Below are 12385 nucleotides of genomic sequence, written 5' to 3'. Positions count from 1 at the left end.
ACGCACCCGACGAGGTAGTCCGAGCTCATGTACGTTCCACCCGGTTTCGCGCTCTCCGACGAGCAGATCGCCGAGATTCTCGACGGCCCCGGACTGGCCCAGCTCGTGTCGGTGGGGGCCTCAGGTCTCGTCGTGACGCCGCTGCCGCTGATCTACGACCGGCCCAACGCCCGGCTGCTCGGGCACATGGCCAAGGCCAACCCGCACTGGCGCGAGGCCACCACACAGACGGAGTCCGTGGCGATCTTCCCGATCTCCGACGGTTACATCTCACCGTCGCTGTACGCCACCAAGGCCGAGACCGGCCGGGTGGTGCCGACCTGGAACTACGAGACCGTGCATGTGCACGGGCGACTCCGTTTCCACACCGAGCACGACTGGCTGCACCGACAGGTGTCGGCTTTGACCGAGCTGCATGAGCGTTCGCGGGACCAACCGTGGGCGGTCACCGATGCCCCCGCCGAGTTCATCGACAGGCAGCTGTCGGCCATCGTCGGCGTCGAACTGTCGATCACTCGGTGGGCGGGCAAGGCGAAGATGTCGCAGAATCAGCCCGAACGCAATCGGCGCAGCGTCGTCGAGCACCTGTCACGCTCGCCGATCGCGGCCGATCAGGCCATGGCACGCCGGATTGCGCGCCGGTCCGCCGACCGGCGGGACGGTTAGGCCCCGTCGTCCTCCGGTTCGAGGGTCAGGCTGATGGAGTTGATGCAATATCGCAGGTCGGTAGGGGTGTCATAGCCCTCTCCGGCGAACACATGCCCGAGGTGGCTGCCGCAATTGGCGCAGAGCACCTCGGTGCGGCGCATGCCCAGCGAGTCGTCGGAACGCTCGATGATCGCGTCGCCGGCCAGCGGTGAGAAGAACGACGGCCAGCCGCAGTGCGACTCGAATTTCTGCTCGCTGCGGAACAATTCGTGTCCGCAGGCCCGGCAGCGGTAGACCCCGATGCTCGTGGTGTCGGTGTATTCGCCGGTGAACGGCGCCTCAGTACCTGCTTGGCGCAGCACCCGGTACTCGGCGGGGGTGAGGCGTTCGCGCCACTGGTCATCGGTGAGATCGGCCAGTTCGGCCGGGTCCTGCACGTCCTTGCGGGCGGGGGTGTCGGTCATGATTCCACCGTACGAGGTGCGGCCATCGCCCGCCAGGACGGTCTATCGGGCAGCGGACGGGGCCGGCGCACCGACCGGTTCGCCCTGATCGTCGGCAGGCGGCTCCGGCGCGGAGAAGTCCCGCCAGCTACCGGCCACGCCGTCGCGGCGCATGTCCAGATATCGGAACAGCAGCGAGCAGAACACCGCGATCATCAGCAACGACCACCCCCAGGTGACCTTGTTGTATTCGAGCTGTCTGCCGAGGGCATCCCAACGCACCGAATAGAACGCGTCGAAGGTGAAGCAGCCGTAGACACCGAGCCAGGCCGGCCAGTTGCGCATCGGTGAGCCCGGGATGAACACGGTCATCAGCAGCGGGAACAACAGCATCGAGTAGTAGCCCTGCCCGAGTGAGCTCACCAGGAACGTGGTGCACAGCAACACCCCGGAAGAGGTGGCGAGCCAGAGCAATTCGTTGGTGCGACGGTAGTAGCGGTAGAGGAACCACAGTGCGAACACGGCCATCGCCGTGAATGCGATGCGCAGGAGCAGCACGAGCCAGTCGGCGACACCGAAATACGCGCCGTTTCCGCCGATCGAGCTGTTGTAGTAGTCGCGGGTCTCGCCGAGGTACGGCACCGTGCGCGTGAGGAACGACGTCGGATCCGCCGACACCGGCCATGCGACCAGATTCAGCACCAACGGAATCCCGATGGCGGTCACCAGGATTCGCCATCGACCCACCAGCAGCGGCAGCAACAGCAGGGGAGCGAGCACCGGTTTGACCGCCAGCGTCAGCCCGATGGGTACGCCGGCCCACCAGTCCTGTCGGCGCAACATCAGCATCAGGAAACCGAGGAGGCCCAGCAGGACGAAGGCGTTGAAGTTGGTGAAGATCAGTGTGTGCGCGACGGTTTCGGTGCTGAAGAAGAAGAACAGCACGGTGGGCATCACCCAGGTTCGGGCGCCGAAGCCGAACAGCCGGGTGATGAGGTAGGCGCACACGATCAGCACGACGACGCTGACCGCGATGAACAGCCACCGTGAGCGTTCCGGGTCGATGACCGCCAGCGGGGACATCAGCAGGGTGCCCGACGGCGGATACAGGTAGTGCGGATCGACCGTGTTGAGGTTCTCGCCGTAGACCGCCCGGCGGTTCAGGAATGCCAGGGCGGCGTTGTAGACGGGTTTGAAGTCGTCGGTGCGGTCACCGTTGACCCCGAGGATCACCGACCGCTGGAAGATCATCATCAAGGTGATCGGCCACAGCACCATCGGGATGATGCGCTGAGCCGGCATCTGCGGGTAGAGATACCTGTCGAGAATGGCCACCCGCGAACCGTACTACGTGCATGGTGCCGGTCTCGACCGGCCGGTGGTGGTGCCGGTTCCGGCACGTGCGTGCCGACGACTGCGTCAGCTCGGGCAGCCCCGTTCCGACGGGCCGCCCAGCGATGCGGAGGCGACGTAGTCGGCAACGGTATCGGCGACGCAGCTGCTACGGGCGAGTGCGGAATAGCCCAGACCGTTCCAACTGACCGTGATCGGTGAGGTGGATGCGCGGGTGAACAGTGCGCCGAGGGCGTCGGCGCCGGTTCCGCCGTTGATCGGGTCACCCGGATTGTCGAGAATCAGCGGTGCGACCGGGAAACTGCTCGGCGGGGTCACCGCCTCGCCCGCGGACCAGCCGTTGCAGCGCATGAGCGACAGCGCGGCATCGGTGCCGGTGAGCGGATTGTCCTTGGACCAGGTGCTGATCAGGCCGCCGATCTCGTTCTGGCTGACCGGTCCGGTCACGTCGTTGCAGTCGCCGACGATCTGGCCGTCGGTCAGGCGTAGCGACTGTGCCTGATCGGCGAGGTCGGACAGTGCGTCGGTGTCGCCACGATCGGCGGCGGCGATCGCCGAGGCGACGCCACCGATGCCGTCGGGTGAATCCGCGGCCAGTGCGAGACCGGTGGTGATCCCGGCGAGCGCCTGGGTGTCCGACAGAGCCCCGAGGTCGCCGGTGCGCCCTTTGCTCAGGACGTCGGCGATCGTGGCGGCGCCGCCCGAGCCCAGGGCGCACGCGCTGCCCAGGGCGGCGCAGCGCTGGGTGAAGGTGGTGAGCGCGGCCTGGACGCCGGTCGCCGCGGCGGCGGCGGTGTCGCGGGCGTTGGCGCCGAACGGGGTGGGAGTGTCGAGGATGATGCGCCCCGACCGGCCGCCGTAGAGCGCGGTGTAGCCGATGACGACGTCGGAGCCCTCGCCGACCCCGATCAGACCGAGCTGGGGAACGCCCCATCGCTTGCGGAGGGTCTCCAGGTCGGAGGCGGCCGCGCCGACACCGAACGCCAGCTGGTCGGGGGCGAGGGTCTCGGTGCACGCGTCGGCGGCGTCGGAGGCCGCCGACGCCAGGTCGCCGATGCGGCGATCCTCAGATGCTCCGCGGGTCAGGCCGTTGTCGGCGTACGCGGCGCGATCGGCGCGGGTCAGACAGTCCAACGGTGTGCTCTGCGGGATTCCGCGCCGGTCCACGGCCACCACCGGGTGTTTGTCGAGCAGGCTGCGGCCCGCGCCGGAGGCCAGCAGCAACAGCGCGCGGGACGACGGCATGTCGGTCCCGGAGGTGAGGACCAGGGGTGCGGCGTCCGCGGGCGTCGTGGGCGAGGTGATGCGGGTCAGGGCGAGCGAGAGCGTCGTCTGCGACCGGTCCGGGTCGACCGGGGAGGCCAGCGTGGCGCATTGCACCCTCAGCCCGTTCGGTGCGGGGGCCCCGTAATCGCCGGAGACCTTGGCCGCACAGTCCTGCCACGGCAGGTCGTTGGCCGGGGCGCGCAGCTCCGGTGCCTTCGCCGGGGCACTCGACGACGCGGGCGCGGTCTGACCACCGTTGCCGCCACCGCCTGGCACGAGGGCCGGACCGGGATCGGGGCCGATGGCGCACGCGGAGATGCCGATCGTCACCGCGGCCACGAGAGCCGCGACGGAGACGCCGGACCGTCGCCACGACCGGCCGGCGCGTCCCGATCTCGCTCGTGCCGGTGCGGTGTGCGACCGTCCCCGGAACACCGGGCCACGTCTTGCCAAGGCCATGACGGCGAGCGTAGCCAATCGGTCAGCTCGCCCGGGTCCACCGGGTGTAGACGTACCCGTCGTCGTCGGAGAGGAGATGGCCCGGACGCATCTGCGCGAGCTCGGGCAGGGCGGGGCCGGTGACGATTCGCGCGGTGTCGCCGGCGACGATCGTCGGACTCGTCGTCAGGCACAGTTCGTCGAGCAGGCCCTCGGCGACGACCGCCCCGAGGAGGGTGGGTCCGCCCTCGCAGAGCACGCGGGGCCGTCCGAGGATCGCAAGGTGATCGAGCACCCGACCGATGCGGACGGCCTCGCTGCCACAGTCGACCACCGTCGCCCCGCGATCGGTCAGTGTGCGACGACGCTGCGCCGGCGCGTCGGAGCAGGTGAGCACCACGGTCGCGGGATCGGCCAACGGCGGATAGTCAGGGTCGATCGACAGTGAATTGCTGATCAGAGCCAGCATCGGGGCGGGCGATTGGCCCTGGTCGGCGCGCATCGCGCCGAACGCCTCGTCGGGTGTGGGTTGCCGATAACCCTCGGCCAGGGCGGTGCGGGCGCCGACCACCACGACGTCGGCGAGCCCGCGCAGGAGGCGGAAGATCGCGCGGTCACCGGGGCCGCCCAGCCCGCCCGAACGGCCCTGCACCGAGGAGGCGCCGTCGACGGAGGCAACCATGTTGGCGCGCACGAACGGACGATCGAGCGAGTCGGGGTAGGGGTAGAAGCGCGCGAGTTCGCGCAGATTCTGGGTCTCGTCGGGCGCTCCGGATGTGACCTGGGTCGCTTTATGCTGGTAGAGCATCATTCCTCATGGTCGGCAGTGACTAGGCTGCCCACCATGGTGGCACGTCTATCCGACCGGAATCCGGTGGTCTCTCCCGAGCAGCTGATCGAGGAGATGGTTCCGCCGTCCACCTTCGACTCGGTGAGCTTCGACTCCTACATCCCCGACCCGAACGAACCGTCGCAGGCCGAGGCGGTCGCCAAGGCCCGTGACTTCGTCGAGCGGGCGAAGAAGTCGCGCAGCGGCAAGAAGGGGTTGTTCTCCCGCAAGCAGACCTCGCAGGGGGTGGGCCTCTACCTCGACGGCGGGTTCGGCGTCGGCAAGACCCACCTGCTGGCGTCGATCTATCACGCCATGCCCGCGCCGAAATCGTTCGCCACGTTCGTCGAACTCACCCACCTCGTCGGAGCCCTGGGCTTCATGAACGCCGTTGAGCGCCTCTCGGAGCAGAACGTGTTGTGCATCGACGAATTCGAGCTCGACGATCCCGGCGACACGATGATCGTCTCGCGTCTGCTCACCGAACTCACCGCCAAGGGCGTCTCGATCGCCGCGACGTCGAACACGTTGCCCGGCCAGCTCGGCGAGGGCCGATTCGCCGCGCAGGACTTCCTGCGGGAGATCAAGAAGCTGTCCGCGATCTTCGAGACCATCCGTGTCGACGGCCCCGACTACCGACACCGTGACCTGCCGCCCGCACCGGAGCCGCGCTCAACCGAGGATCTCATCGCGCTGGCCGAGTCCACCGAGGGGGCGACCCTCGACGATTTCGACGAGCTGTGCGCGCACCTGGCCAAGCTGCATCCGTCGAAGTACAAGGAACTCGTTGACGGCGTCTCACTGGTGTGCATCAGTGGGGTGCATCCGGCCAAGGATCAGTCGGTGGCGCTGCGGATCGTGGTGCTCGCCGACCGCCTCTACGACGCGAACATCCCGGTGACGGTGTCCGGCGCCAAGCTCGACGAGATCTTCACCGATGAAATGCTGGCCGGTGGCTACCGCAAGAAGTACCTGCGTGCGACGTCGCGTCTGTTGGCGCTGTCGCGATTCGCCGAGTCGGCGGTGTGACAGAAGGGTCTGACACAGGCCGTGGGGGCAACGGCATCGGAACATTTCTCCGGATTTGTTCCAGTGTGTCGTTGACCACACCCCGTCGACGTGGCTAGCATGGCAAGGGCCTGAGTCCACCGACGGGGAAGAGGTCGAAGGCGTTGCAGAACAAGGATTTCGAGCACGCCGACGCCGCAGTGGCCACGTCCGGTGACTCGTCGTCGGGTGCGGCGTCCGGCGACGACTTCTACGACCTGCCCACCATGACCGAGCTCCTCGAGTCGGTGCGGGAGTTCCTGCACGGACAGGTGATGGCCGAGACCTCGGGCAGTACCCGATTCCACGCTCGTGTCGCCGGCAACGTGGTGGCCATCGTCGAACGCCAACTCGCGGCCGGTGCCGAGCCGGCGCAACGCTTCCACGCCGACCTCGCCACCCTCGGATGCGCCGATGCCACCGAACTCGTCGCAGGGCTACGCGAAGGACGATTCGTCCCGGAGGACCCGCGGATTCCCGCCGTACTGCGCGCTGCAGTGGAAGCCAAACTGCGCGTGGACAATCCCTCTCTGATCGGAGATGCATGACCTTCGAAGTGCCGGAACACGTACGGCCGCTGCGCGATGCGGTGTACGAGTTCATGGTCGAACTCGTCGAGCCGCGTGAGCCCGAACTCGACGCAGGCGGTCCCGACGCGGACGCGATCATGGCCGAGCTCCGCGCCGAGGCCAAGCGCCGAAACCTCTGGGCGCTGGGACATCCCACCGAGATCGGCGGTGGTGGTCTGCCATTCCTCGACTACGTCTACGTCAACGAGGTCCAGGGCCGCAGTGAGTACGGACAACTGGCGCTGGGGACCTGGACATTGCAGGACTCGATCATGCTCAACCGCCATGCATCCGCCCGATGGCGTGATGCCTACCTCGAACCGCTTGTGCGGGGCGAGATCTCGCCGAGCTTCGGGATGACCGAACCCGACGTCGCAGGATCGGACCCGACCGGACTGCGCACCACCGCGGTCCTCGACGGCGACGAGTGGGTCATCAACGGCCGCAAGTGGTTCACCACCGGCGCCGCCCAGGCCGCCTACACCACCGTGATGTGCCGTACCGAGCCCGACGCCCCCGGCCATCGGGCGTTCTCCATGATCATCGTCCCGACCGATCACCCGCGTTACCGGATCGTGCGTGACACACCGGTTCTCGGGTTCTCCGGGCATCACTTCGAAGTCGACTACGACGACGTGCGGGTGCCTGCGGAGAATCTGCTCGGCGAGCGTGGCAATGGTTTCGTCATCGCGCAGGAAAGGCTCGGGCCCGGCCGCATTTTCCATGCGATGCGCTGGCTCGGACAGGCACAACGGGCCTTCGACCTCATGTGCCGCAGGCTGATCGGACGCAGCGCCTTCGGCGAACCGCTTGCCGACAAACAACTGATGCAGAAGCACGTGTTCGACTCCTACACCGAGATCCAGGCAAGCCGTTTGCTGACCCTCAAGGCGGCCGAGCAGATCGATCGCGGGGAGCAGGCCCGCGTGGACATCGGGGCGGTCAAGGTCTTCGGTGCGCACATGTTGCACAACGTGATCGACCGTGCCGTGCAGGTGTACGGGGCCGCGGGCGTCACCGACGACACCCCGCTGGGCAAGATGTATCGCAACGCCCGCTTCGCGCGGATCTACGACGGCGCCGACGAGGTGCACATCTCGACGGTGGGGCGGCGCATCCTCACCGAGTACCGCAACGGCGGGAACTGGGAGTTCGGGCTGCGCTGAGGAGGCCTGCCCTTTCGCCTCATCCGATGAGCGACAACAATTCCCACTCGTTCTCCGACACCCGGCGGCCGATGGCGGCCAGTTCCACCGAGCGGCTGGTGCCCGTGCGGTGCCGCTGGGTCTGGTGCAGGCAGATGATGCCCCAGCGCAGCGTGCCGTAGACCTGCCACCAGAACAATGCTTCCCGGTCGACGGGCGCTCCGCCGGCGGCCTCGTAGGCGCCGATGAACTCGTCGAGTCCGCCGAGCCCGCCGACCATCCCCGCGCCGCCGAATCGCCAGGCCTTCACGCACATCCAGCCGAGATCCTCGAGCGGGTCACCGATGTGGGCGAGCTCCCAATCCAGAACCGCGGCAAGCCCGTTGCCGTCGACGATCACGTTGCCGATGCGGAAGTCGCCGTGGGTGACGGTGCGTCCGGCGGTCGAGGGTCGGTGGCGTTCGAGCCAGGACAGCGCGAACTCGAAGGTCGGGAAGACCCGGTCGGCGGCGTCGAGTTCGGGACGCCAAGCGGCCAGCGGATCGTCCTCGGGTAGCCCGGGAACCGCGTCGACGTCGATCGAGTGCACCGCCGCCAACGCCGCACCGAGCTGGCCGGTGAGTGCAGCGCGTGCGTCGGCGAATTCGGGGTCGCGCAGAATCTTTCGCGGAATGGTCGCGCCGTCGATGTGATTCATCACGACGAAATCGCCGCCGATGTCGGGGTGGTCGAGGCCCTCGGCGATCACCGTGGGCGACGGCACCCCGACGGCACCCGCGGCGCGCATGAGTGCGGCCTCGCGCAGCAGTGACGATGCGTCGCGTCCGCCGGGTGGATCGAGCCGCAGGACCAGCCGTCGTGCTTCGCCGTCGATCGTCGCGACGAACGACCACGTCTGCCGGGAGGCCCCGGCCGGAATGCGCACGAGATCACCGATCTCGATCGCTCCCGCGCCGGTGCACTCCCGGAGAACGTCGGCCAGGCCTGCGGCGACCCGAGCATCGGCGTGTCCCGGGTCGGGGTCGGGAGTCGTTGCGGCAGAGGAAGACATTGGTTGAGTGTAGAGTCCGGTGCGACACGACGGCGGTTATCGGGGGATCAGTGCGTCTGACCGGTCCGGCTCACACGTCCAGTGGACGGCTCAGCACGGGTCGGCTCAGCACGTAATCGTGTTCGACGCTGCCATTGAGGTCGAAGGTCTTCACCCCGGCACGGGTGAACCCCATCTTGGCGTAGAACCGTTGTGCCCGAGCGTTTTCCTGATTCACGCCCAGCCAGATCGACGCCGCGCCGCGGGCCCGGGCACGTTCGATCGCCGTCTCCATCAACAACCTCGACGGCGACTGCGTGCGTCCACGCGCATGATGATCGGGCAGCACGTAGATCTTGGAGACCTCCGAGGACGGTCGATCGGTGATGACGGCGGCGACGTCGGCATCAGTGGGTTCGCGATGATGCACAAGGGCGTAGCCGACCGGAATATCGTCGTCGGTTCGCGCGAGCAGTACGTCGGACTCGGGAGCATCGATGTACTCGGCGAAGTCGGCGGGGGCGAGGTTGTCGCGGATGAATGCGTCGATGTTCGCCGGGGCCGAGTGCGGGGGACAGGCCAGCGGAAAGGTCGCGGCAGCGACGGCTGCCACCTCGTCGGCGAATCGTGGATCGGTGACCACCTGCACGGTCACCGTCATGGGCTCAGGTTGGGCAGACACCGGCCGACTTCTCCTCTCGGGCGCCAGGATGTACCGAACGCTACCGGGTCCGGGCAGCGCGCAACCCCTTGCGCGGCTTCTGCGCGCAAGGGGTCGACTGCAAGCGCTACTTCTTTCCGCAGGTGCAGTTCTCACCGCACTTGCAGTCCGGGCCACACGTGCAATCGGGGTTGTCACAGGCGGGGGCACTCATATTGCTCATCATGCATACAACCCTAGACCGCGGTACGAGCCGCGACTAGGGACTTCGGTCGGGCGGGACGGCCACCACGAGGTGCACCTCAGGGAACCGGTGTCCGGGTCCAGGGCGGGAGACGGTGCGCCACAACTCGACGAACCCGGCGTCGACGAGTGTGCCGGCCAGTGTGTCGGGGTGCCAGCGCCACGCTGGTGCCACCGCGTGGTCGAACTCGTGTGCACCGCGTTCATCGGAGCTCTGCGTGGCGACGAGGATCAGCGCGCCCGGGGCGAGCCGACGCCGCCAGGAGGTGAGGACCTCACCGACGTCGTCGGGTGAGAGATGGATCAGGCTGAAACGCGCAACCAATGCGTCGACCTCCGACAGGTCGACGTCGGCGAGGAGCGCATCACCGTGCCGGAAGTCGATGTGCGGGTGGGTGTCCCGCGCGATCCGCAGCATCGCCGAACTGGGGTCGACGGCGCTGACCAGACAACCTGAGGCCGCGAGATGCGCTGCCACGTGGCCGATTCCGCATCCGACGTCGACGACCCGCGGATACTCGGCGCTTGTGCGCGCGGTGTCGATGAAGGCGTCGACGACCTGCTTTTCCAGTGCAGTGGTGAAGGCCGTCGGGAACGTCGTTGCATACAGCGATGCCAACGCGTCATAGCCGGGTTGTTCGGTCACCGCGTGGTTCAGTTCTTGACGAGCCCGCCGTCGACGACCAGGTTCTGCCCGGTGACCGCACGCGACCATGGTGAGAGGAAGAAGAGCACCGCGTCGGCGAACTCGCGAGGTGTGGTCACCGACCGCAGCGGAGTGGAAGCGGCGATCGCGTCGAAGACCTCCGCGGGGGTGGCGGCGCTGGCGTCGGTGGTGCGCAGCAGGCCGCCGGAGACCATGTTGACCGAGATACCGTCGGGGCCGAGATCGTGCGAGAGCGTGCGCGTCAGGGCCAGCAGCGCAGCCTTGGCGGCGGTGTAGTCGTGGTAGGGGACCACCGGGTTCTGCACCAGATTGGTTCCGATGGTCACGATGCGACCCGCCCCGCAGGCACGCAAACCCGGTAGAGCGGCTTGCACTGTGGTGAGCGCGCCGCCCACGATGCCGCGGAACTGTGCATCGAGCTCGGCCCAGGTCAGGTCGTCGGCGTGGGATCGCGCGTCGCCGTTGAACGAGTAGTCGGGCAGCGCGTTGGTGACCACCGCCGTGATCGGACGATCGAAATGGTGTGTGGCGGAATCGATCATGGAGTCGACGGCAGCTCTGTCGGTGACGTCGGCGGCGATCGCCACCGCCCGGTCACCGATCTCGTCGGCCAGCGCCCGCGCGGCGTCGGCGCTGTTGCGGTAGTTGATGACGACCCGTGCGCCCTGCCCGGCGACCGCGCGGACGATCTCGGCACCGAGGCCGCGACCGCCGCCGGTCACCACGACCACGTGATCGGAGATCGGAAGTGCGCCAGACATGATCATCCCTTCGCCAGTGCGAACTGGGGCAGGTTCGACGGGTCTGATCTCAGCCGACCGACTGCCGGCACCCCATGTCCGAATGACATCAGATCGTATGCGCGCTCATGAGGCAAGGGCCGGGGCCGTCGATGGCTCGCGTCGGGAGGAAAGAAACGACCCGCTGTGTGCAGCGGGTCGTCACATCGGGCTTGTGGTGGTGCGCGATACAAGGATTGAACTTGTGACCTCTTCCGTGTCAGGGAAGCGCTCTCCCACTGAGCTAATCGCGCGGGATATGAAGTTGGTGGTGGAGGTGGCGACGGGAATCGAACCCGTGTGCACGGCTTTGCAGGCCGTTGCCTCACCACTCGGCCACGCCACCAGAGGCGAGTCGACTCGCACCGAGCGGATGACGGGATTCGAACCCGCGACCCTCACCTTGGCAAGGTGATGCGCTACCAGCTGCGCTACATCCGCGTGCTCGTCGAGTGGACCAGGCCACTCGCGACGTGCTGCGCAACCATATTCGATCGTTCGCCGATACGCCAAATGCGCAGGCGAAAAGAGTCGGGACGAAGAAAACCCGCCGGGGTCCGGCGGGCTTCTCGTGGTGCGCGATACAAGGATTGAACTTGTGACCTCTTCCGTGTCAGGGAAGCGCTCTCCCACTGAGCTAATCGCGCGGGATATGAAGTTGGTGGTGGAGGTGGCGACGGGAATCGAACCCGTGTGCACGGCTTTGCAGGCCGTTGCCTCACCACTCGGCCACGCCACCAGAGGCGAGTCGACTCGCACCGAGCGGATGACGGGATTCGAACCCGCGACCCTCACCTTGGCAAGGTGATGCGCTACCAGCTGCGCTACATCCGCACGCTTCGCGAGCGATCTTGTGGACCTTGTGCTCGCGATGCGGGACAGAACATTATCCGAACGTTACGGAGATACCAAATCGCCTGGTCGGGGACGCGAGCGTGCATGCTGGTGGGATTGTCGGTCGGACGCGGGTGCGTGTGCGGGTTCGGCCGGATTGGGGATGGAACGCGCAGCGGGAGCGATTTTGGCAACGGGGTCACCGGCGTGTAATCTTCTGCCTCGTGCACCGGCGCCCCGCGCGCCGGAAACACGGTCCCGTGGCTCAGTGGAAGAGCGTCCCGTTCACACCGGGGAGGTCGCTGGTTCGATCCCAGCCGGGACCACCAGGTCAGAGCGTTTTTCGAGGTAGGCGGGACGCAAGCGGGCCGCTAGTCCCAATACCGTTCAGTTAAGGTTACATGGGTGTAGTTTGTAGGGTATGCCTCGTGCT

General features: G+C 67.2%; 12 protein-coding genes, 7 tRNA genes and 1 riboswitch. Of the genes, 5 read left to right on the top strand and 14 right to left on the bottom strand.

The annotated features are described in order from the left end of the window. Positions 1-27 precede the first annotated feature (27 nt). Complete coding sequence (locus tag P3L18_RS09700) at positions 28-666, top strand: FMN-binding negative transcriptional regulator (protein WP_079929562.1); 639 nt, start codon at positions 28-30, stop codon at positions 664-666. Here the strand turns inward: P3L18_RS09700 and msrB are convergent. The 4 genes from msrB to P3L18_RS09680 form a co-directional block, all read right to left on the bottom strand. Further along, positions 663-1112, bottom strand: a complete 450-nt coding sequence (msrB, locus tag P3L18_RS09695) for a peptide-methionine (R)-S-oxide reductase MsrB (RefSeq protein WP_006371123.1) — start codon at positions 1110-1112, stop codon at positions 663-665. The genes P3L18_RS09700 and msrB overlap by 4 nt on opposite strands. A 42-nt stretch (positions 1113-1154) precedes the next feature. Then, entirely contained in the window at positions 1155-2426 is a 1272-nt protein-coding gene (locus P3L18_RS09690) for a glycosyltransferase family 87 protein (protein ID WP_006371122.1), read from the bottom strand. Positions 2427-2510: 84 nt separating this feature from the next. Beyond that, a complete protein-coding gene (locus P3L18_RS09685; protein WP_276113970.1) occupies positions 2511-4169 on the bottom strand; it encodes an alpha/beta hydrolase in 1659 nt (552 codons plus the stop codon). Positions 4170-4191: 22 nt separating this feature from the next. After that, positions 4192-4956: a dihydrofolate reductase family protein gene (locus P3L18_RS09680; protein WP_079929567.1), complete on the bottom strand. Its 765-nt coding sequence runs from the start codon at positions 4954-4956 to the stop codon at positions 4192-4194. 36 nt (positions 4957-4992) lie between these two features. Here P3L18_RS09680 and zapE point away from each other — a divergent pair, with 36 nt between their 5' ends. The 3 genes from zapE (at position 4993) to P3L18_RS09665 (ending at position 7759) form a co-directional block, all read left to right on the top strand. Beyond that, positions 4993-6006 carry a cell division protein ZapE gene (gene zapE, locus P3L18_RS09675; RefSeq protein WP_079929564.1) on the top strand — a complete coding sequence of 338 codons (1014 nt, stop codon included), beginning with the start codon at positions 4993-4995 and terminating at the stop codon, positions 6004-6006. 143 nt (positions 6007-6149) lie between these two features. After that, positions 6150-6572 (top strand): DUF6285 domain-containing protein, encoded by a 423-nt coding sequence (locus P3L18_RS09670; RefSeq protein WP_020171461.1) that lies wholly within the window; start codon positions 6150-6152, stop codon positions 6570-6572. After that, the gene (locus P3L18_RS09665; protein ID WP_020171460.1) at positions 6569-7759 is read left to right on the top strand and encodes an acyl-CoA dehydrogenase family protein; all 1191 of its coding nucleotides are present in this window, start codon (positions 6569-6571) and stop codon (positions 7757-7759) included. The genes P3L18_RS09670 and P3L18_RS09665 overlap by 4 nt, the downstream gene beginning before the upstream one ends. Before the next feature lie 19 nt (positions 7760-7778). Here the strand turns inward: P3L18_RS09665 and P3L18_RS09660 are convergent, their stop codons facing one another. The 10 genes from P3L18_RS09660 to P3L18_RS09615 form a co-directional block, all read right to left on the bottom strand. Next, a complete protein-coding gene (locus P3L18_RS09660) occupies positions 7779-8789 on the bottom strand; it encodes a phosphotransferase family protein (RefSeq protein WP_079929565.1) in 1011 nt (336 codons plus the stop codon). A 70-nt stretch (positions 8790-8859) separates the two neighbouring features. Continuing rightward, positions 8860-9429 (bottom strand): GNAT family N-acetyltransferase, encoded by a 570-nt coding sequence (locus P3L18_RS09655; RefSeq protein WP_020171458.1) that lies wholly within the window; start codon positions 9427-9429, stop codon positions 8860-8862. Positions 9430-9688: 259 nt separating this feature from the next. Then, positions 9689-10318: a class I SAM-dependent methyltransferase gene (locus tag P3L18_RS09650; RefSeq protein WP_079929566.1), complete on the bottom strand. Its 630-nt coding sequence runs from the start codon at positions 10316-10318 to the stop codon at positions 9689-9691. A gap of 8 nt (positions 10319-10326) precedes the next feature. Further along, positions 10327-11100 (bottom strand): 3-oxoacyl-ACP reductase, encoded by a 774-nt coding sequence (locus P3L18_RS09645; RefSeq protein ID WP_211545078.1) that lies wholly within the window; start codon positions 11098-11100, stop codon positions 10327-10329. After that, positions 11089-11185, bottom strand: a riboswitch (TPP riboswitch). It overlaps the preceding gene by 12 nt. 112 nt (positions 11186-11297) lie before the next feature. Continuing rightward, a tRNA-Val gene (locus P3L18_RS09640) sits at positions 11298-11372 on the bottom strand. A gap of 18 nt (positions 11373-11390) precedes the next feature. Further along, positions 11391-11464, bottom strand: a tRNA-Cys gene (locus P3L18_RS09635). Positions 11465-11486: 22 nt separating this feature from the next. Beyond that, positions 11487-11559: transfer RNA gene (locus tag P3L18_RS09630), tRNA-Gly, on the bottom strand. Positions 11560-11690: 131 nt separating this feature from the next. Further along, positions 11691-11765, bottom strand: a tRNA-Val gene (locus P3L18_RS09625). An 18-nt stretch (positions 11766-11783) separates the two neighbouring features. Beyond that, positions 11784-11857: transfer RNA gene (locus tag P3L18_RS09620), tRNA-Cys, on the bottom strand. Positions 11858-11879: 22 nt separating this feature from the next. After that, a tRNA-Gly gene (locus tag P3L18_RS09615) sits at positions 11880-11952 on the bottom strand. A 254-nt stretch (positions 11953-12206) separates the two neighbouring features. Between P3L18_RS09615 and P3L18_RS09610 the strand changes: the two genes are divergently transcribed. Beyond that, a tRNA-Val gene (locus P3L18_RS09610) sits at positions 12207-12281 on the top strand. Positions 12282-12385: the final 104 nt, after the last annotated feature.

Source organism: Gordonia sp. N1V (assembly GCF_029269935.1).
Taxonomy (GTDB): domain Bacteria; phylum Actinomycetota; class Actinomycetes; order Mycobacteriales; family Mycobacteriaceae; genus Gordonia; species Gordonia polyisoprenivorans.
This window is presented reverse-complemented; position numbering and strand designations above follow the sequence as displayed.